At 67.0% G+C, this 18,422-nt stretch carries 19 protein-coding genes and 2 pseudogenes; 5 read left to right on the top strand and 16 right to left on the bottom strand.

Going from position 1 to position 18,422, the window contains the following annotated elements:
* Positions 1 to 394 precede the first annotated feature (394 nt).
* The 4 genes from GA0115254_RS04090 to GA0115254_RS45580 form a co-directional block, all read right to left on the bottom strand.
* Positions 395 to 1,126, bottom strand: coding sequence for an SDR family oxidoreductase (locus tag GA0115254_RS04090; RefSeq protein WP_093893890.1), 732 nt, complete (start codon positions 1,124 to 1,126; stop codon positions 395 to 397).
* A gap of 59 nt (positions 1,127 to 1,185) precedes the next feature.
* Positions 1,186 to 2,097, bottom strand: coding sequence for an ABC transporter substrate-binding protein (locus tag GA0115254_RS04085; protein ID WP_093893889.1), 912 nt, complete (start codon positions 2,095 to 2,097; stop codon positions 1,186 to 1,188).
* Between the two features lie 156 nt (positions 2,098 to 2,253).
* Positions 2,254 to 3,009 (bottom strand): SDR family NAD(P)-dependent oxidoreductase, encoded by a 756-nt coding sequence (locus tag GA0115254_RS04080; RefSeq protein WP_093893888.1) that lies wholly within the window; start codon positions 3,007 to 3,009, stop codon positions 2,254 to 2,256.
* Positions 3,006 to 3,575: a recombinase family protein gene (locus GA0115254_RS45580; protein ID WP_093893887.1), complete on the bottom strand. Its 570-nt coding sequence runs from the start codon at positions 3,573 to 3,575 to the stop codon at positions 3,006 to 3,008. The genes GA0115254_RS04080 and GA0115254_RS45580 overlap by 4 nt, the downstream gene beginning before the upstream one ends.
* Before the next feature lie 154 nt (positions 3,576 to 3,729).
* Between GA0115254_RS45580 and GA0115254_RS04070 the strand changes: the two genes are divergently transcribed.
* Genes GA0115254_RS04070 through GA0115254_RS04060 form a run of 3 tightly spaced genes read left to right on the top strand, consistent with a single transcriptional unit; the run spans position 3,730 to position 6,691 of the window.
* The gene (locus tag GA0115254_RS04070; protein WP_093893886.1) at positions 3,730 to 4,335 is read left to right on the top strand and encodes an acyl-CoA-like ligand-binding transcription factor; all 606 of its coding nucleotides are present in this window, start codon (positions 3,730 to 3,732) and stop codon (positions 4,333 to 4,335) included.
* A 56-nt stretch (positions 4,336 to 4,391) separates the two neighbouring features.
* Complete coding sequence (locus GA0115254_RS04065; protein WP_093893885.1) at positions 4,392 to 5,999, top strand: MDR family MFS transporter; 1,608 nt, start codon at positions 4,392 to 4,394, stop codon at positions 5,997 to 5,999.
* A gap of 29 nt (positions 6,000 to 6,028) precedes the next feature.
* Positions 6,029 to 6,691 carry a TetR/AcrR family transcriptional regulator gene (locus tag GA0115254_RS04060; RefSeq protein ID WP_093893884.1) on the top strand — a complete coding sequence of 221 codons (663 nt, stop codon included), beginning with the start codon at positions 6,029 to 6,031 and terminating at the stop codon, positions 6,689 to 6,691.
* 141 nt (positions 6,692 to 6,832) lie between these two features.
* Here the strand turns inward: GA0115254_RS04060 and GA0115254_RS04055 are convergent, their stop codons facing one another.
* A complete protein-coding gene (locus GA0115254_RS04055; RefSeq protein WP_093893883.1) occupies positions 6,833 to 7,345 on the bottom strand; it encodes an NUDIX domain-containing protein in 513 nt (170 codons plus the stop codon).
* An 826-nt stretch (positions 7,346 to 8,171) separates the two neighbouring features.
* Positions 8,172 to 8,792 carry a hypothetical protein gene (locus GA0115254_RS04050; protein WP_093893882.1) on the bottom strand — a complete coding sequence of 207 codons (621 nt, stop codon included), beginning with the start codon at positions 8,790 to 8,792 and terminating at the stop codon, positions 8,172 to 8,174.
* Between the two features lie 78 nt (positions 8,793 to 8,870).
* Here GA0115254_RS04050 and GA0115254_RS04045 point away from each other — a divergent pair, with 78 nt between their 5' ends.
* The gene (locus GA0115254_RS04045; protein WP_093893881.1) at positions 8,871 to 9,698 is read left to right on the top strand and encodes an alpha/beta fold hydrolase; all 828 of its coding nucleotides are present in this window, start codon (positions 8,871 to 8,873) and stop codon (positions 9,696 to 9,698) included.
* Between the two features lie 633 nt (positions 9,699 to 10,331).
* Here the strand turns inward: GA0115254_RS04045 and GA0115254_RS04040 are convergent.
* The 5 genes from GA0115254_RS04040 to GA0115254_RS45575 all read right to left on the bottom strand — a co-directional run bounded on the left by GA0115254_RS04040 (position 10,332) and on the right by GA0115254_RS45575 (position 14,266).
* Positions 10,332 to 11,105: an RNA ligase family protein gene (locus tag GA0115254_RS04040; RefSeq protein ID WP_256102389.1), complete on the bottom strand. Its 774-nt coding sequence runs from the start codon at positions 11,103 to 11,105 to the stop codon at positions 10,332 to 10,334.
* 742 nt (positions 11,106 to 11,847) lie between these two features.
* The gene (locus GA0115254_RS44185; RefSeq protein ID WP_176739975.1) at positions 11,848 to 12,006 is read right to left on the bottom strand and encodes a hypothetical protein; all 159 of its coding nucleotides are present in this window, start codon (positions 12,004 to 12,006) and stop codon (positions 11,848 to 11,850) included.
* A 48-nt stretch (positions 12,007 to 12,054) separates the two neighbouring features.
* Positions 12,055 to 12,696 carry an HAD family hydrolase gene (locus tag GA0115254_RS04035; RefSeq protein WP_176739974.1) on the bottom strand — a complete coding sequence of 214 codons (642 nt, stop codon included), beginning with the start codon at positions 12,694 to 12,696 and terminating at the stop codon, positions 12,055 to 12,057.
* 236 nt (positions 12,697 to 12,932) lie between these two features.
* Positions 12,933 to 13,868: a hydroxymethylbilane synthase gene (gene hemC / locus GA0115254_RS04030; RefSeq protein WP_093893879.1), complete on the bottom strand. Its 936-nt coding sequence runs from the start codon at positions 13,866 to 13,868 to the stop codon at positions 12,933 to 12,935.
* Between the two features lie 266 nt (positions 13,869 to 14,134).
* Positions 14,135 to 14,266 (bottom strand): hypothetical protein, encoded by a 132-nt coding sequence (locus GA0115254_RS45575; protein ID WP_256102388.1) that lies wholly within the window; start codon positions 14,264 to 14,266, stop codon positions 14,135 to 14,137.
* A 226-nt stretch (positions 14,267 to 14,492) separates the two neighbouring features.
* On the opposite strand from GA0115254_RS45575, the gene GA0115254_RS04025 reads away from it, so the two are divergent.
* Positions 14,493 to 15,380: an SDR family oxidoreductase gene (locus GA0115254_RS04025; RefSeq protein WP_256102387.1), complete on the top strand. Its 888-nt coding sequence runs from the start codon at positions 14,493 to 14,495 to the stop codon at positions 15,378 to 15,380.
* 165 nt (positions 15,381 to 15,545) lie between these two features.
* Here GA0115254_RS04025 and istB read toward each other — a convergent pair.
* The 5 genes and pseudogenes from istB to GA0115254_RS04005 all read right to left on the bottom strand — a co-directional run.
* A pseudogene (gene istB / locus GA0115254_RS04020) lies at positions 15,546 to 16,341 on the bottom strand (IS21-like element helper ATPase IstB).
* Positions 16,338 to 16,946, bottom strand: coding sequence for a Mu transposase domain-containing protein (locus GA0115254_RS45570; protein WP_370740820.1), 609 nt, complete (start codon positions 16,944 to 16,946; stop codon positions 16,338 to 16,340). The pseudogene istB and the gene GA0115254_RS45570 overlap by 4 nt, the downstream one beginning before the upstream one ends.
* A complete protein-coding gene (locus GA0115254_RS45565; RefSeq protein ID WP_256102385.1) occupies positions 16,937 to 17,320 on the bottom strand; it encodes a hypothetical protein in 384 nt (127 codons plus the stop codon). Before GA0115254_RS45565 ends, GA0115254_RS45570 begins: the two co-directional genes overlap by 10 nt.
* A 185-nt stretch (positions 17,321 to 17,505) precedes the next feature.
* Positions 17,506 to 18,117 (bottom strand): hypothetical protein, encoded by a 612-nt coding sequence (locus tag GA0115254_RS04010; RefSeq protein ID WP_093893891.1) that lies wholly within the window; start codon positions 18,115 to 18,117, stop codon positions 17,506 to 17,508.
* Between the two features lie 84 nt (positions 18,118 to 18,201).
* A pseudogene (locus GA0115254_RS04005) lies at positions 18,202 to 18,422 on the bottom strand (site-specific integrase); the annotation flags it as partial.

Here is an 18,422-nt window from a genome sequence, read left to right as displayed (position 1 = left end):
GTCTGACGGCGTCTTCGCACACACGCTGCATCCCGCACCCGTGCCCCGGGTGCGGGGTGCAGCTACTTCCGTGCTCCGAGGACTTCGCCTTCGGGTCGGACCTGACGTCGCCCGTGGCACGGGAGATCACCCGGCTGACCACTGAGGGAACGCGTGGAACAGGAGGCCGACCCAGCGGCCGCGGGCGTCTCTGCGTGGGCGGTCTCGCAGTACGGCGTGCGCTTCGGACGCCACGCACCGGTGGTCTGACAGCGCCCGATCCCATGGCGAGCTGCGAGGGCGGGGATGCCGATGCCATGTTCCGACATCACCTTGTCCATGAAGCAGCCGGGACACCCGACGGTGTCCCGGCTGTGTCTGTCCTGGTGAGCGATCCGTCCTGTCCCCCGCCGGTTCAGGAGAGCCAGTCGGTGTAGTGGGTGGGGGCAATGCGGGCATCGTTTCGGGCGGTGATGACGTCGCCGTGGACGGCGGCGAACATGCCGGCGGTGTCATCGGTGACGACAGAGCGCCCGTCACTCTTGGCGGTCAGGGTGAGCCGGCCGAGTTCGTCGAGGGGGTAGACGTCGGGACCTGCGATGTTGACGACGCCGTTCAGAGGGCTGCCTGCGGCGACTTCGGCGACGGTGGTGGAGACATCCGCGGCGGCGATCGGCTGGATGGGCGTGCGTGGCAGGCGGACGGTGTCGCCGTCGGTGGTCATGGACAGGGTCGCGTCCATGAACTCCATGAACTGCGTGGCGCGGACGATGGAATATGGGATCGGCCCGGCCTTGAGGATGTCTTCCTGAAGCACCTTCGCCCGGTAGTAGTCCAGATCGGGCACTTGCTCCACGCCGACGATCGAGAGGATGACGAAGTGCCCGACCCCGACCTTCTCGCTCGCGGCAAGAAGGTTGTCCATCGAAGTCTGGAAGAAGACGAGCGAGGCGTCGTCGAACGTCGGGGAATTCGTCAGGTTGATGACGACGTCGGCGCCCGCCACGGCCGCCTCCACCCCCTGGCCAGTGATGATGTCCACGCCTGTGGACAGGGAGTGCGGTACGGCTTGGTGCCCGGCCGCGTTCAGGTTCTCCACGACCTGTGACCCGATCAGTCCGGTTCCGCCGATGACTGCGAACTTCACGACATGCGCCCTCTTTCAATGATTTGCGCCCCATATACACCTCATGAGGCTCTGGATGCCTAGATAACGGTGGGGCCGGCGTCGCCGGGCTCCTGGGGTGCGGTGGTTGCGGTGCGGTAGAACTCGGCTGCGGTGACGGTGGCGGGGACGCCGAGTTCGGCGGCGACCGCGGTGATGGCGGTCGCGCCGACGGCGAGGTCGGCTTGGCCGTCGGTGGTGAAATACGGTGCGATGAACGTCTCGTAGTGGGCTCGGGCTTCGTCTGCGGTGTGTCGGCCGAGGAACGTCTGGATGTGCCGCGCCGCGGTGTCGGGTTCGTTGTGGATCACCTGCAGGGCGCGCCGGTGGGCTCGTACGACGGCCTGGACTGCGGGGTCGTCCGGGTGGATATAGGTAGGGTCGACGGCCACGCCTACGGTGGGGATCTGGAAGTGGTCGCCGACCCAGGCGGGCACGTTCCAGCCGTACTCGGCGGCTATCGCCTCCGGTGCCATGGTGCTGCCGACCAGGGCGGCGTCGATCCTGCCGTCGTGCAGTCGGCGCAGGTCCATGCCGTAGTCGCCGGGTGAGCGGACGATGGTGTGAATGTCGCGGTCCGGGTCGAGGCCGGCCTGGCGCAGTACGATCCGGGCGAAGCACCCGGGTGCGGTGTGGGGGGCGTGTACCGCCAGCCGTCGGCCGGCCAGGTCGGCCAGGGAGGTCAGGCCGGGGCGGGCGAGGAACCAGAACAGCGGGCGGTGGGTGTTGACATTGAGCGCGACCCAGGGGATGCCATTGGCCAGTCGGGACAGCAGTGCCCGGCCGAGCCCGATGGTGGCGCCGCGGCGCAGCCGCTCCTCGCCCCAGGAGCAGCCGTCGCGCAGCGCGACGTGGACGCCCTCGTCGGCGTAGTAGCCCTGCTGGTCGGCGATGTAGGCGACCAGTTCCTCGTGCAGGCCCCGCCCGACGTAGGCGAGATCGATCGTGTACATGAACGGTCTTTCTTGATCGTGTCACCGCCATGCGCCTACGCGTGCCGTGGGCCTGGCTGCTGCGGCCCATGGTGCTGAGGTGACGGTGTGCCGGATGCGGTCCGGCCGTCGGCCGGACCGGGGCGGTATGGCCCCTGTACGGAGGACAGCGAGGCGTCAGTACATGGCCATCCCGCCGTTGACCGCGGCCGTGGTGCCGGTCATGAAGGCGTTGTCCTCGCTGGCGTAGAAGGCGACCGCTTGGGCGACGTCGCCCGGGTGTGCCAGGCGGCCCAGCGGGGTAGCGGCCACCTGCCGCTGCTTGTGCTCCTCGTCCAACACATGCGCCATGCGGGTGTCCTCCACCGGGCCGGGCTCGACGACGTTGACCGTGATGCCCCGCGGGCCCAGTTCCTGCGCGAGGTACCGGGCGAACTGCGCCAGTGCGGCCTTGGCCGTGCCCAGTGCGATCATGCCTTCCCGGGGCCGGCGGCCGAGGCCGGTACCGAGATAGATGATGCGTCCCCAGCCCTGTTCGGTCATGGCAGGCAGGACGGCTTTGGTGACCGCGAACGCCGCACGCATCTCGTCGTCGAGCTTGCCGCCCAGTTCTTCCCACGTCATGTCCTGGAACGGCTTGATCACATACGGGGTGAGCGCGTTGTGCACGAGCACGTCGATGCCGCCCCATGCCGCCTGGACCTGCTCGACCATGCTCTCGATCGCCGCTGTCTCCCGCACGTCGGCCTGCACGGCCATGGCCTGGCCGCCTGCGGCCTCGATGCCGGCCACAACCTCCTCGGCTGCCGTTCCGCTGCGGAGGTAGTTGACCACCACGCGCATCCCCCGCGCGGCCAGAAGGCGTACGGTGGCCGCACCGATTCCGCTGCTGGCCCCTGTCACCAGTGCCACCCTGCCGGTTGTCGCGGTCACGGACCCACCTCCTGCTCGTCATCGCGGGCCGTCGGCATGACCGCCCGAAGTTGTTCATCGTCGATGCCGGGGTGTGCTGGGTGGATCGCCCCGTAGAGCACGGTGTCGACGGCTTCCCGCAGCAGATCGGCCGCGGTCCGGTCGAGTTCGCGCGGCAACTGCGAGCTGGGCAGCCGCTCCAACGCGCCGCGGATGATCTCACTCAGCAGCTCGGACGGAGTCGACAGCGGTCCCCGCCAATGCCCGCCCCGGGGCCGACCCTCCATGGTGGAGGTGTCGATGCCCTGCTCGATGACGTGCGGCCCGATGCCCCGCTCACCCAGCTCGGTGCCGAGGGGGATCAGGTGCAGCACGCATCGGGAGAGCCGGTCGAGGCGGGTGACCTTGAGAGTGTCGCCCTCGCGCAGCAGCTGCATGCCGAGGTCGGGCTTCGGGCGGGACGCCTTCGCGCCGCTCGCTGTGTCGACGTGGATGGTGTCGTGGTCGACGCCGGCCCGCAGCAGGGCGTCGATCGGATGATCAGGGCTCTGGTCGGCCGTCGAGATGCGGCAGAAGCCGATAGGCACTGTCGGAAACTATCCCAGGCACCGTTCTCCGACGTTGATTTCCGCCGCGGGTTGCCGACACCACCCACCTGCCGGTTCGTGATCACGGGGCGAGTGTCGGCAGACATTCGGTAGAATTTTGCGCACCGCGCAAAATTGCATATCATGCACTTTCATGAGTGCCGACGACATGCCCCTCGGGCTGCGCGAGCGCAAGAAGCGTGCGACGCGTGACGCCCTCGCGGACGTGGCGCTGCGCATGGCCGCGGACCGCGGATTCGAGAACATGACCGTGGAGGCGGTCACCGATGCGGTCGGCGTCTCCGTGCGCACCTTCTTCAACTACTTCCCCTGCCTGGAGGACGCGATCACCCGTCCCGACCAGGACAGCGCAGATCGGGCCCGTCGGGCAGTGCTCAACGCACCGAAGGAACTCACGGCACTCAATGCTCTGCGCGAGGCGATCGGCCAGGAACTCGCCCATATCGAGGAGGATCACGAACGCTGGGAGCTCCAGATGGCCGTGCTCAGGACGAGCCCTTCGTTGCTGCCCGGCTTCCTGGCGGCTCAGGGTGCGGACGAACGCGCACTGGTCGCCGCCGTGGCCGAGCGCCTCGGCCAGGATCCCGAACGCGATCTCTACCCTCGGCTTCTCGCGCACGTGACGATCGCTGCCGCGCGCGCCGCCGTCGAGCTCTGGGTGGCTTCCGGCCGCACCCGCACGTTCCAGAGCATCTATCGCGAGGCGTTCACCTCGCTGGCCGCAGGTCTGAGCGGCTGAAGCACATCCGAAGCCCCCACAGGGGCCTTTCACCAGAGAATGAGGAACGTCAGCCGATGACCGCTGCCGTCACACCCGAAACCGGTACCGCCGGTGCGCTCGAGGGGGCCGCACCAGCTATGACGCGTCGTCACATACTCCAGGCCATGTCGGGCCTGATGGCCGGCATGTTCGTGGCCATCCTGGCCTCCACCGTGGTCTCCAACGCCCTTCCCAGGATCATTGCCGATCTGCACGGCAGCCAGTCCTCATACACCTGGGTGGTCACCGCCGAGCTTCTGGCGATGACAGCAACCGTCCCGATCTGGGGCAAGCTGTCCGATCTCTACGACAAGAAGCTGCTCATCCAGCTCTCCCTTTCAATGTTCATCGTCGGCTCACTCGTCGCCGGCTTCTCGCACAGTGTCGGCCTGCTCATCGTGAGCCGTGTCGTGCAGGGCATCGGCGCGGGCGGTCTCACCGCGCTCGCCCAGGTCGTGATGGCTGCGATTATTCCGCCGCGTGAACTCGGCCGCTACTCCGGCATCTTCGGCGCCGTCTTCGCCGTCGGCACCGTCGCAGGACCGCTCATCGGCGGCGTGCTCGTGGACACCTCCTGGCTGGGGTGGCGCTGGTGCTTCTTCATCGGTGTGCCGTTCGCCCTGCTCGCGATCGTGCTGCTCCAGCTGACTCTGAAGCTGCCCACGGTCCGCAGAGAGGTGAAGATCGACTATCTCGGCGCCGTCCTCATCATGAGCGGAGTCAGCTCACTGCTACTGTGGGTGACCCTCGCAGGCAACCGGTTCGACTGGGCGTCGTGGCAGACCGTCGCCCTGGTCTCCACCGGTGTGGTCCTGCTGGTCGCCGCAGTCCTGGTCGAGTCCAGGGTCCAGGAACCGATCATCCCGCTGGACATCTTCCGCAACCGCACTGTGGCGCTGACGACGGTGGCGAGCCTGCTGGTCGGCGTGGCCATGTTCGGCGGCACGGTGTTCCTCTCCCAGTACTTCCAGATCTCGCTCGGCAAGTCGCCGACCGTCGCGGGCCTGATGAGCCTGCCGATGATCCTCGGTCTGATGCTTTCCACGACCATCGCCGGGCAGATCATTTCCGCCCGGGGCAAGTGGAAGGGCTTCCTGATCGCGGGCGGCATCATCATGACCGCGGGCATGGGCCTGCTGGCCACGATCAGCGCGGAATCATCGTTCGGGCTGCTCAGCATCTACATGGTGGTACTCGGCGTCGGCGTCGGCATGCTGATGCAGAACCTGGTGCTGGCAGCTCAGAACGACGTGCCCGCGTCGGAGCTGGGTGCCGCGACCTCGGTGCTGTCGTTCTTCCGCAGCCTCGGTGGGGCGATCGGCACGAGCGCGCTGGGCGCCGTGCTCAGTCACCGGGTGGCGAGCGAGATGGAGAAGGGCTTCGGCGGGGCGGCGGACAACGGAGGAGCCGGACACGGCGTCCCCGACCTCACCACTCTTCCCGAACCGGCCCGGCAGGTGGTCGAGCACGCGTACGGGGTCGCGACCGCGGACGTCTTCCTGATCGGAGCCCCCTTCGCGTTTCTCGCCCTGATCGCGGTGCTGTTCATCAAGGAGAAGCCGCTCAAGACGCAGAGCGGCATGGAGCGGCTCGCGGAGGAGAACGCCGCCGCGGCAAAGGCGCAGGCTGCCCCGACGCACTGAGCCCACCGAGTTCCAGGAGGAGTGCCGCCGTGCCCGGACAGAATCTGCGGACACGCAAGATGCAGCGTACGCGTGAGGACGTGGCGCGCACGGCGGCCAGGCTCTTCCTCGCCCACGGGTACGAACGGACCACCGTCGACCAGATCGCGGACGCGGCGGAGGTCTCCCAGCGCACGGTCTTCCGCTATTTCCCCGCCAAGGAGGACCTGGCGCTGGCACCGCTGGCCGCGAGCGGGGACGCTCTGGTCAGGGCTCTTCGGTCGCGGCCGGAGGAAGAGAGTCCCATGAGCGCGATGCGCGCGGCGTTCGGTAAGGTCCTCAGCACTCTGCAGGAGGGCGGCGCATCCGGTGTCGATGCGCCGCTGCTTCGGCTGATCGACCGGACACCGAGCCTGAGCGCCGAACTGCTGCGCCGCGCCGCCGGGCTAGAGACGCGGCTTGCCGAGGTCATCGCCGAACGGGAAGGCATCCACACCGGTTCCGACGTGCGCCCCCAGCTGATGGTCGCCGTGTTCGCCGCAGCCGGCAGCGTGGCGATGCGTGACTGGTGCGGCAAGGAAAGCACCACTCTGTCGCACATCGGAACGCTGCTGGAATCGGCCCTCGACCACATGGGTCCGGGACTCTTCGGAGACTGGCGGAGCGGGAGCGACGGTCACACGGTCACGTCACGACTGAATGGCGACGGATAGGGCTTGCTGGACGAGGTAGTCGAATTCAAGAACGTGCACAGCGGCGGCGATGCCGGTCACGTCCAGGCGCGCAGCGGCAACGGGGCGGTGGGGTGTTCACGTGGCTGTCGCCTGCACGCCGACCGGAAGGATGGCAGGGCGTCAGGTCTGGTGGCAGGTGGGGTCGAATCCGTGGTGCAGGTAGACAGCGGTGCCCTGAGCCAGGGCACCGGAGCAGGCGTGCAAGCGCCGGACCATGTGGGGGGCAAGGAGGGTGCCCCACTGGTCGGAGGAGGCCAGTTGCCAAGCGGTGAGCTCGTCGTGGTCGAGCTGGATCCGTTTCTGCGCCCCGCGTTCGGTGATCAGGCCGCCGTCGAAGACGTAGTTGGCCAGCGGCGGGCGCCCGTCGGCCTGCTCCGGCACCCAGTCGACGGCCAGCAGCCGACCCGGCGTGAGATCGATGCCGAGCTCCTCCTTGACCTCGCGCCGGACCGCCTGCCGCGGGTCCTCCCCGCCGTCCAGTCCGCCACCGGGGATCTCCCAGGTGCCGTCGCCGTAGGACGGCTGAACCAGAAGAATGCGACCAGCTGCGTCGTGGAAAATTGCTCCGGCACCGGCGATCTGCTCGGGCAGAGAGGCATAGTAGTCAGCGGGCGGGAGATCCGTAGTCCTCACGGAGCGGGACGCTAACCGCACCACCCACGGGATCCACGACGCATCCCCGGCCTGGCACAGAAAAGTGACAATCCGGCGTGATTCTTACGCCAGTGGCAAGGCCTGATGTCCAGTCAGTTCGTTACGTCGCGCCGGTCGGCTTTGTACAGATGCCTGGGCGGAGGAGCGGTCGGTGGACTACTGAGCGGATCCGTCCGTCGCCCCCGGCTGGAAGCTGAGCGGCTGGCCGGCTCACTTCACCTTCCGTGACCCGGCGGAAGCCGACGAGTTGCACTGCGGGGAGTGCGGAGGGCCCGTGGCAGCGCTGCTCACCGTCGGCAGCAGCGAGTGGGACGGAGCGAGCGGGAGTTGGCATCCGGTCGGGAACGGCGACGAGGTGGCCGGGCATCCGTACCGGAACGCGCACACGCCCACTCTGGTGACCGTCGGACGCGGCTACACCCTCCAGTTCTGCAGCTGTGTCAGCACGCCGTCCCACCTACCGCGCGGACCATCATGCAGTAGCGCAGGCACCGGGACGCGGAGCCGGGCGGACCCGCCCCGCCCCGGTGCCTTACGGCTACAGCGAGCGGCAACCACACGCGGCCTGCGAGAAGGGCAACGGGCTGCCGCTGTCACTCGCGAACACTCCGGTCGGCCAAGCCCCGCAGCCGTCAGTGTGCAACCTCCGTCACAACGAGAGCAACACGGTGACGTCGGTGAAAGAGACACCGGCCATGCACCTGCCTCAGCGCACACTTCCCCGTTGCCGGCTGTGTCAGCTCCCGAGGGAGTCGCTATGACCCTCCAGCCCTGATCGACAGCGGTGAGCTTTGATGTCGCCCGCTCATTCGGCCTCGGAGGCTCGGGCGTCGCTCCTGAGCTGGTCGCGTTGGATCCGGTGAGCGAGGGTGCGACGCACTGAGGCTGATGCGGTGATCGTGGTGGCCTTCGCGGGAATGTCGAGACCACGGCTGATCTCGTCGTACGCGTCCCGGTAGCTGCCGGGCGTCTCAGCCTGGTGCAGCATCAGGTCCTCTTCGAGAAGCCGCCGCAACTCGTCGACGTTCTGAGGAGTGAATCGCTTCCTCCCCCGGGCGATGGCGTTGACATGGCGGGTGCAGCGGGCAGTGTCGAAGGTCTCGGAGATTTCCTCGGCGAGACCCCAGAGGCGCCCTTCGAGCCATGGGGCGTCGTGCTGGTCGAGGGCGAGTCCCATCGGAGGCGATGGGGCACCCACCTTGCACTTCGTCACCTGCTTGGACACGGCGGGCTGACTCATGTTGGTGAGCTGGGCAATTCTGTCCTGGGTCCAGCCGAAGCCGACGAAGAGTTTGATCATTTCGGCGCGCAGCTTCCGCATCTCCTCGCCCGCGCGGATGACCTCGTTCATGCCGGCAAGCATGCGTTCGGCCTGTTCCTCCGTCAGCACCTCGGTGTTCTGGTGCGTGTCCTCTTCGGCTGCCATGGCCCGGTTATATACCAGAGCGCCCTGCCAGTCATAACCAGGTTGTACAACCTGGTTATGACTGGCAGGATCCAGGTCATGCCAGCCTTCTCCGCACCTGACGGAACCCAGCTCGCCTACCGCGTGATCGGAGACGGCGACCCGGTTGTCTGCCTCCCTGGGGGTCCCACGGACTCTCGCTACCTCGGCGACCTCGGCGGCCTGTCCACGCACCGTCAGCTGATCGTTCTGGATCTTCGCGGCACCGGCCGGTCCGCGATCCCCGAAGACACCTCTTCCTACCGCTGCGATCGCCTGGTCGACGACGTCGAGGCGCTACGTGAACACCTCGGGCTCCCCCGGATGGACTTGCTCGGCCACTCCGCCGGCACGAATATTGCGACGCAATACGTGGCCCGGCATCCGGAGAACGTCCGCAAGCTCGCACTGATCGGTCACAGTTCCAGAGCTGTTGGTATGGAGATCACTGGGGAGATGCGCCGCGAGCACGCGCAACTCCGGAAGAACGAGCCCTGGTTCCCGGCGGCATTCGCCGCTCTGGAAGCGATCATCGAGGGAACTGGCGGCGACTGGGAGGCCATCACGCCCTTCTTCTGGGGACGTTGGGACGCCGCGGCACAGCAGCATCACGCGGCCAGTCGGCCGAACAACAAGGAAGCTGTCGCTCTCTTCGCGGCCGAGGGCGCCTTCGACCCGGAGACCACCCGTGCCGCGCTCGCCGGTTGCGGGACACCAGCCCTGCTCCTTGCCGGAGAGTTCGACTTGAACAGCCCCTCTCAGTCAGCGGCCGAGTTCGCGACGCTGTTCCCCGATGCCACGCTCGTGGTGCAGCCGGGTGCGGGCCACTACCCCTGGCTCGACGACGCCGACCAATTCGTGGCAATCACTGCGGCATTCCTGGGGTAGAGACCTCTTCTCCCTCCACCGGCCCGGATTCGGATGCAAAACCGTATCCGCCGGTCCCCAGTGGCAGAAGCACCCTCATATGGCCACATCGCCAGAGTCACGACGGGACACGCATCCCTTGGGGAGCAGGTTCGCCGGAGTCGAGTCTCGCCTGATAGCTGTGAGGTACTGGTTCATCAGAGGTCCCGCTGGTCATAAGGCCGGCAAGTGTGACGCCCCATACCAACGACGCTCGGGCCCTGCCACAGGCCCACTGAATGTGGGAGCCACACCACCAGCAGCATCACTGCCGTCGGGAGCTGTACGAGTGCCCCTGCCAGTACGGAGTTTCGTCGCCGATCAGCGGGTCAGCGGGTCAGCGGGTCAGGCACGAATCCAAAGAAGGATGGCACGCTCCAGCCTGTGCCCCATGAACCTTGATGCTGAACTGCTGGTGTCGGCCGCCCAAGAGAGCGGGCGAGGACGGCGCCGACCGCTTGGAGCATCTCCGGGAGCAGGGCAGCGAGTTCGTCCAGGTTGCCGGCCGCAACGACGGGGCGGCGCTTTCCCCAGTGGTGCGGCCGCCGCGCCTGGACAGGGCGGGTCGGGGCCTCGCGGGCCCGGCCGCCGTCACTGCGGCCGGCCGCGAAAACGTCAGCGGCTACGTGCGTTCTGGGTACGACGCTTGAGGGTACGCCGGTAGTCCTGGAACCGGGCCTTGGCGATCACTGAGCGGTCGCCGCTGCGGAGCACGATGCCCTCGGGATGGCCGCCCGCGCCCTCGTCCAGGGCAACGCGGGTCGTCGGCAGATGATCGGCGAGGAACGTCTGCATCTCAGCAATGCCACTCGGCAGATCGCCCGCGTCCACCATGGCCAGCCGCGGGACGAGCTCGATGTCTTCGGTCTTGGCGGCCTGGGTCAGTTCGTACTCGGAGAGGAACCGCTGCCCGCCGCCCTCACGCCAGCCGGAGATCTGGGCCCGCGGCCACTCCAGGACGTCGAGCGGGACGTCGGCCACGTCGAACATGCGGTGGCCGACAGCGCGGTCACTGGTGTATTCGCGGCTGGCCGCGGTGACCTTGCCGCCGTACACCTCCAGGTACAGGACCCGGATGCCACTGGTGGGCGGGATGATGCGGTCGGCGAGGGGGCGCAGTGCGTCGGCGATACCGAGGGCGGGGTTCCCGATCAGGTCACCCCGGGCATAGAGAAGTTCCTCTCTGCTACCGAGGACGTAGTCACCGCCGGGAAAGCAGATGATCCGGCCGTTGGTGCCGTCGACCTTCTCGGTGAGGTACACATCGCCGTTGAACGCGGTCGCTTCCTCGACGAGGCCGCCGTTCTTCGGGTCGAGCACGTGATAGGTGGGGATAGACGGATACTTGGTCGCCGTGTTGAGGGAAGCGAGGTCGATGGTGCGGATCACGGTGTGCTGTCCTTCCTGATCGAGGTGAGTGTCGTGAACGTCGGGGCGGAATGCGAAAGAGGGCCGTAGCAGGAATAGCCGCACGACAGCAGGAGCCGGCATCGAACGCCCTGCAGCAGGCACAGGCCGAGGCCGCTCAGGGCGGCGGTGAGCCTCGGCATCCCACCCTGCGCCGACAGCCCGTCCGGCGAGCTCGGCCATGTCAACAGCCTCGTACGTGGCGACGGGCCACGGTGATGACGTGCGCAGCAAGCGTGCATTGTGGCCCGGCATTTGGGCAATGCGTTTTGATCTCGACGTCCACGTGACCCGCGCACATGCCGCAGTGCTGAACGTGTTGGTTGCCAGGACTGACGGCCACGCCTACTTCATCGATGCGTACCATGGGCGGCCGCGTCATTGCGACCGGCCCGCCCCGCGACAACTGCAGCCCTCATGTGGAATGCCCCGCGGGCGGCGATGGCCTCATAGCCGACAGGAGGTGGACAGGCATCGTGTGCCTGCTCCGGTGCGCTCAGGCCTGATGCATAAGCTCGGGCAGCGAAATATTCCGTATTCTGTAGGCTGTGAAGTCGGCGCAGCTACGCCGCGACAAGGAGCAGGCAAGGTCACGCCTGTCGGTGCCAGTCGGGCCCGGTGCTGCGCGTGCGAGTTCAGCCGAGGTCACGGCCGAGTCCGGGCAATCCGCAGAAACCGGGCAGACAGGCGCCAGCCTGTGGTCTGGGCGACCGCGGACCTCAACTCAGGCGGCCAACCGGGCCGTCCCGTCGTCCGGGACGTCGTAGGCGATGATTGCCGCCGACAAGGTGGGCGGTGCGTCACGCGTCCCGGTGGACGCATGGTCTCCGTCGGCGATGAGCCCGGACCAGTCCACACCGGCTGTGGCGATCACGTCGAACATACGGTTCCGCCCGAGGGCTTGAGTTCAGGTGGGGGCCGTCTGGCTGCGTCACTCGCTGACAATGGCGGTGAGGTCCGCGAGTGAAGTGATCGACCACTCCGCGGTGGCAACGACGTCGGGGTCGTCGGCCCACCAGTGGCCCCACGGTCCGCGGCGAATGTGGGCGGGCCGCAGTCCTGCCGCCTTGGCAGGGAAGACGTCGTTCGCCGGGTGGTCGCCCACGTAGACGGTTTCGTGAGGGGCGGCTCCTGACGCAGCGAGTACACGTCGGAAGAACTCCGCATCCGGCTTGGCGACATCCCACTCCGCCGAGGTGGCGACGAGGTCGGCAGGAAGGCCGAGCGCGCGGAGCATCTCGCCGGCCTTGCTGGTCTGGTTCCCGGCGACGATCACACGGATGCCGAGGTTGCGAAGTCCTTCAAGAGCAGGACGTACATCTGGGTAGAGGTCCATCTCGTCGAGGTACTCACCCTGGCCGGCTGCTTCGCGGGCAGCGTACTCGGCGGCGATGTCGATGTCCGGACGAATTATGCGCAACGCCTCTGTGTTGTCGCGACCTTGAGTGACAACGGCACCGACGAGGGCACTGACGGTGTGTCGTGGGACACCGAGCCAGTCGGCCCAGGACGCCCAGTAGCGGTCGTCTCGGGTGAGGGTTTCTCCGATGTCGAACACCACTGCGCGAATCATGGGCCGCATCCTATGCGGGCGCCCGACGCCGAGTACTGAATGTGACGGCAGTCATCAGAACTCACACGCGACTACGTGTCATCATTTCCGCCGTCGCCGAGACGTGTCTGCACCACTCCCCGACACCCGCGCTGCCAGGGGATCGCCGCCGCGGCCGAAGCCCGGCGCTGGATCCCGCACGTGCCCTGCAACAGTGGTCTTGAGTCCGGTGGGATATCCGGTACTTCGGACGGGAGTCAGTGCGCGATGCCGTCGATCAGTTCGCGTGCGCCCTGGCGCAGCAGGCTGACGGCAACGGAGGTTCCGAGGGTGGCGGGGTCGAGGGGGCCGGCCCATTCGTGGGCGTTGAGGACGGTCTTGCCATCGAGCGAGAAAACCTTGGCCTGTAGGGACAGTTCGCCGTTTCGTTCGACCTGCGCGTATCCGGCGATGGGGCTGTTGCAGTGGCCTTGCAGTACGTGGAGGAACATCCGTTCGGCGGTGGTCTCGCGGTACGTGGCAAGGTGGCCAAGTGGGCTTACGGCGTCGATCAGGGCGGTGTCGCCTTCGCGGCACTGGAGGGCCAGGATTCCGGCTCCGATCGGCGGGCACATCACCTCGGGCGACAGGATCTCGCTGATCACGTCGGTGCGGTCGATGCGTTCCAGTCCGGAAACGGCCAGGAGCAGGGCGTCGGCCTCGCCTGCGGCGAGTTTCTCCAGGCGGCGGTTGGCGTTGCCGCGCATCGGCACGCATTCCAGGTGCGGGTGGGATGCGGCCAGCTGAGCGATGCGGCGTACGGAGGAGGTACCGATCCGGGAGCCGGCCGGGAGCTGGTCGAGCTGCAGGCCGTCCGGGTGGATGAGGGCGTCGCGGATGTCGTCGCGTTCGAGGAAGGCGGCGAAGGTGGTCCCGGCGGGCAGGGGTCGGTCGGCCGGGATGTCCTTGACGCAGTGCACCGCGAGGTCTGCCTCCCCGGCCAGCAGGGCCTGGTCGACTTCCTTGGTGAACGCGCCCTTGCCCTCGACCTGGGAGAGGTCACCCATCCATTTGTCGCCGGTCGTCTTGACGGGGACGACTTCGGTGGCAGTGGCGGGGTGGAGCGCGGCCAGCTCGGCACGGACACGCTCCACCTGAGCGAGGGCCATGGGCGAGTCGCGGGACACGATGCGGATCAGCTCAGGGGCAGACATGCCGCTCACGATAGCCCGTCAGATGCGGGTTCCTATGAGCACCCCGAACCCTCATGTCGGGAGAGTTCAGGCAAGTTGACTTGATCGGGCAGGTGCGCGAGGAACATATCGACGCGGGACCGGTGGTCGCCGGGCCATGTGGATTGTGGCTGCAGGTCGTCAACGACGTGGAGACCGCCGGGTCCATCAGGTCGAGGAGATCGTCGGGGCGGTGAAACTCCCCGGGCTGGCAGTCGACGCACGCCAGGGCGAGCGGCGGTCAGCTGTTAAGTGCCGAGCCAGGTGTCGGCATCGGCCGCCACGAAGGCAATGAGCGGGTCGGCGCCGAGGCGCTCGACTGTGAGCACCGGCCTGGCGCTGTCCGCCTCGACGCTGGTCAGGCGGACGTCAGAACTCATGGTGGCTTCGTTCATCTCTGGGGACAGCGTTTGTCGACGGGTTCCGGAGTCGCCTGGAGATCAATTGGCTTGTGAATATCGATGAGAAATGACGGCAGCGACGTGGCCGGGAACGCGGGGCGGCAGGCCAGCTGTCAGGCCGGCCTGCCGCTGAGGTGCACCGACGAATGTCTCTGAGCGCGGGTACGAACATGCTCGGTGGTGCGTCCCCGAACTCGGTAAGCGGATGGACCCTCCGGTAATGTTAGTGAGGACTCTTGACGCCTTCTCGGACGGTGGGGACAGGATGATCCTTGTGACGGGTGCGACCGGCACCATTGGCCGGTACCTGGTACGGGCGCTGGCGGAGACGGACGTGCCCTTTCGGGCGCTGGTGCGGGACGCGGACAAGGGCAAGGAGCTGGACTGCGAGTTCACCATCGGAGACTTCGACGATCCGGTGTCGATGGAGTCCGCCCTGAAGGGCGTTGACCGTCTTCTGCTCAACAGCGGCGGCGCACTTCCCGTGACTGGACAACAGCCGATGATCCGGCAGCAGACCGGCGTCATCGACACGGCGCGGGCTGCCGGAGTCTCGTGGGTGGTGAAGATATCGGCGTGGCAACCCGGACCGGACGCGAAATTGTCTGTACGCCCGCATTGGGAGATCGAGCAGTACCTCAAGGCGTCCGGGCTGCGGTGGGCATCACTGCAGCCCACCGGCTACATGCAGAATTTCTTCACGGGCGAGGGCGGCTTCACCCACAGCGGTGCCCTGGAAGGTCCGTACGGTGCGGGACGTGTGGCGTACATCGACGCCTACGACATCGCCGCCTGTGCTGCGGCGTTGCTGACAGGCCCGCCCGGAGGCGGCGAAACCTACGCGCTCACCGGGCCGGAGGCGCTGACGCATGAGGAGATCGCCGCCAAACTCACCATTCCCTTCCGTGATCTGACACCTCAGGAGGCAGCTGAGGGTCTCCAGGCACAAGGGTTGCCCGGATGGTTCGTGGAAGACCTTCTTCTGCTCTACGCAGAGATGGCAGCTGGTGCGATGTCTGAGGTGACGACGGCGGTGCGGGAGCTGACCGGGCATGCGCCGCGTACGTTCGACGAGTTCCTGGCGAACGGGTAAGACACGCTCGTAGAACCGTCAATCCCGCAGCGTCAGAGATCGGAATCCAGGAGCACTGAAGGCCCGAACCGGGAGACCGCGTGTCGGGCCGACTGTTCCTCCGATGACGGCTTGCCGCCCGCCCATGAGGGCGGTAAGCCGTCGGGCGGCGGGCCCGCAGATGTGTCAGCCGGCCTTGGCGGGTTCCGCGGCCTGGGCTCGGGTGCTTGCGAGCCGATAGGAGTCGGTGCCGGTCTCGATGATGGTGCCGTTGAAGGTGAGCTGGTCGACGATGGCCGCGCAGAGACGCGGGTCGGTGAAGGTCTTCGTCCACCCTCCGAAGGACTCGTTGGAGGCGATGGCAACGCTATTCTTCTCCTCGCGTTCGGTCAGTACCGGGAAGAAGCTCGGCGCCATGGCGGTCAAGTTCCATGTATCCCAGTTCATCGATGCAGAGAAGATCAACACGGCCGTATCGGGCGATGGTCTTGTTCAGCTGCTTCTCGTCGGCAGCCTCGACCAGCTCGTTGACCAGCTTTGTAGCGAGCGTGTAGCGGACGCGGTAGCCCTTCATGGCGGCCTCGGTGCCCAGAGCGATGAGCATGTGCGACTTGCCGGTGCCGGAGTCCCCGATCAGACAGAGTGGCCGGCTTTTCTTGATCCACTCGCAGCTGGCGAGGGTGTGGACGGTCGCCGCATCAATGTTCGGGTTGGCGTCGAAGTCGAACGCCCGCAAGGACTTCTCCCGCGGGAAGCCGGCTACCTTGACCCGCCTCTCCGAGCGGCGACGGGCCCGGTCGTCGCACTCGGCCATCAGCAGCTCGGCGAGGAACCCGCGGTAGCTCATCTGGTCCTTGAGCGCCCGCTCGGCGATGTCGGAGAACTCGTTGCGGATCGACGGCAGCCGCAGCAGTCGGCATGCACTGTCGATCGCGGCGTCGGCGGCCTGCTCGGTCAAGCCTCGCTGGCGGGGCAGGGTCACTGTGCTTCTCCCTCACGGTGGTCACCGCCGCTGGTGCGACGGCGTCGGAGTAATTGGTCGTAGGGGGTCACCGAGGGCAGCGGCCTGGTGTCCGGCGGAAGGTGAGCGAGCCGCCATTCGTGCAGGGACGTCACCGTCGCTGACGACTTGCCGGAAAGCAGCCCGTCGGCCGCAGGGGTGGGTTCGGTCTCGGCCTGCGCGGCCTTGCGGGCCTCCAGCGCGACCGCGTCAGCGGTCATGGCCCCGGCACGCAGGGCTGCGGCCAGGCCGGCGACAACATGCTCATGCGGCAGGTGACGCCCCAGCAGGAGGACCTCGATCAGGGCCCGGGTGCCGTCCCGCTCGCCATGGATCTTGCGGGCCTGGCCCCACCAGGCGTCGTGGACCGGGGTGAACCTGCCTGCGGAACGGGCCTGTTCGAGTGCTGTGGAGCCGGGGAAGGCGCCGGGCTTGCGGACCAGGACTTCCAGGTAGTGGTCCAGGTCCAGACGGACAGCGCCCTTCGCGATCAGCCGTTCGTGCCGGGCCACTTCCACGTTCTGGTCGTAAACCACCAGATGAGAGGCGTGCAGCACGACCCGCACGCGTTTACCGATCAGCCGGATCGGGACCGAGTAGCGGTTGGTGCGGACCGGGATCTGGCCGTAGCGATCGACCGCGGCGTGAACACCCGGCCTGTTTCGAACGGTTCCTCGGGCAGCGGCATCAGCAGCGGCTGTTCGAGTGCGTAGTAGTCCGCGACCGTATTGGGCCTGGACCCAATGCGACGGGTGTCGTCCTGCCGGTCCCACTGTTCGACCATCTCGTTCAGCTCGGTGAGCGAGGAGACCTCGGGGACGGGGACGAAGTGGTTGCGGCGGAAGTAGCCGATCATTCCTTCGACTCCGCCCTTCTCGTGGGCGCCTTCGATGCCGGGCCGGCAGTAGAAGCTCTCGATGCCGAAGTGCGAGCGGAAAACGATCCACCGGTCGGCCTCCACTCTTCCCCGGCTCTGCCCCAGCACCCTGGCGACGGCGGCCTTCAGGTTGTCGTAACGGACCTTGGGTCCGGGGAACCCCGCCCAGGGTCCGCAGTGCGTGGACGTGGCCTTCGAAGAAGGCTTCCTGGCCGCAGGAGGCGAACACGCTTCTCTGCACCGACAGACGGAGCGCGGGGCAGTCAGTTCTATGTAGTGGGCGTGTCTATGTGGTGGGCTTGGGCCGTAGGTCCCTGGATCTCCAGGACGACAGCCGTTCCAGCGGCGGTTTGGTCTTCGTGCATGGTGATCGTTTGGCCGGGCTGAAGGTGCCGCCACTGGGAGGGGTCGAGGGGTGCGAGTCGCACCGAGGATCGCTCGCCAGGCCCCAGGAAGGGTGTGAATTCGACCCAGAGACTCGCGATGTTGAGGGCCGGTTCGCCGGTCGGGGTTCGATTTCCGATATTCCACATCGGCCGAAGAACGCCAGCTCCGGAGAAGGGAGTCTGCCGACGACCCTCACTGGCCGGCCGGAGTGTGAGGTCAGCGCGGATGATCCCGTTGCGGGTTTCGTAGCAGCGCCAACGACACCATGCCGCGCTCTTCTCCAGCTGCATCTGCTCGGCGGCCGTGGCGAGGGTCTCCCAAAAGCTGAGCTGCAGCGGGTGGACGTCGCCGAGTTCCTCCAACAGTCCGAGAGCCACCTCCCACTCGTCGTGGGTCAGGTACTCCCAGACATCATTGACCGTGATGTCGTTCTCGGTGGCGATCTCTTCAGGGACCAGCAGGGAGGCGGCTTCCAGAAGCTTGGGGACATCCATGCCCTGATTCTGGACCACGTGTCGGCGTACTCACGAAAGTGCTCAACGCTCTGCACTTCGAAATGATCACTTTCGGTGGCCTCGTCAGCCGAGGGAGCGAGGCCCGTTGACTCCTTGCTCGGCCTGCTCGCGCAGGCGGTCAGCTTGCCGCCTCTTCTCGGCGATGTGCCGCAGGCTCTCCTTCAAGGCGGCGACCTCGCCCAGCCACTGCATCCGATGGGCCTCTTCGAGTCGTTGATGAGTGTTCGCCTCAATCTCCAGCAGCCGGGGGACCTGGGCCAAGTCGAGGCGAAGCATCGGACAGC

The sequence above is a fragment of the Streptomyces sp. Ncost-T10-10d genome (assembly GCF_900091955.1).
In the GTDB taxonomy this organism is placed as follows: domain Bacteria; phylum Actinomycetota; class Actinomycetes; order Streptomycetales; family Streptomycetaceae; genus Streptomyces.
The sequence above is the reverse complement of the archived record's forward strand: the minus strand, read 5'-3'. Positions and strand labels throughout refer to the sequence as shown.

Coding starts and splice junctions, on each gene's coding strand:
- GA0115254_RS04085 (WP_093893889.1), bottom strand. CDS start 2,097: ATGTACACGATCGATCTCGCCTACGTCGGGCGGGGCCTGCACGAGGAA.
- GA0115254_RS04070 (WP_093893886.1), top strand. CDS start 3,730: ATGAGTGCCGACGACATGCCCCTCGGGCTGCGCGAGCGCAAGAAGCGT.
- GA0115254_RS04065 (WP_093893885.1), top strand. CDS start 4,392: ATGACCGCTGCCGTCACACCCGAAACCGGTACCGCCGGTGCGCTCGAG.
- GA0115254_RS04050 (WP_093893882.1), bottom strand. CDS start 8,792: ATGGCAGCCGAAGAGGACACGCACCAGAACACCGAGGTGCTGACGGAG.
- GA0115254_RS04045 (WP_093893881.1), top strand. CDS start 8,871: ATGCCAGCCTTCTCCGCACCTGACGGAACCCAGCTCGCCTACCGCGTG.
- GA0115254_RS44185 (WP_176739975.1), bottom strand. CDS start 12,006: ATGTTCGACGTGATCGCCACAGCCGGTGTGGACTGGTCCGGGCTCATC.
- GA0115254_RS04035 (WP_176739974.1), bottom strand. CDS start 12,696: ATGATTCGCGCAGTGGTGTTCGACATCGGAGAAACCCTCACCCGAGAC.
- hemC (WP_093893879.1), bottom strand. CDS start 13,868: ATGTCTGCCCCTGAGCTGATCCGCATCGTGTCCCGCGACTCGCCCATG.
- GA0115254_RS45575 (WP_256102388.1), bottom strand. CDS start 14,266: ATGAGTTCTGACGTCCGCCTGACCAGCGTCGAGGCGGACAGCGCCAGG.
- GA0115254_RS04025 (WP_256102387.1), top strand. CDS start 14,493: ATGGACCCTCCGGTAATGTTAGTGAGGACTCTTGACGCCTTCTCGGAC.
- GA0115254_RS04010 (WP_093893891.1), bottom strand. CDS start 18,117: ATGGATGTCCCCAAGCTTCTGGAAGCCGCCTCCCTGCTGGTCCCTGAA.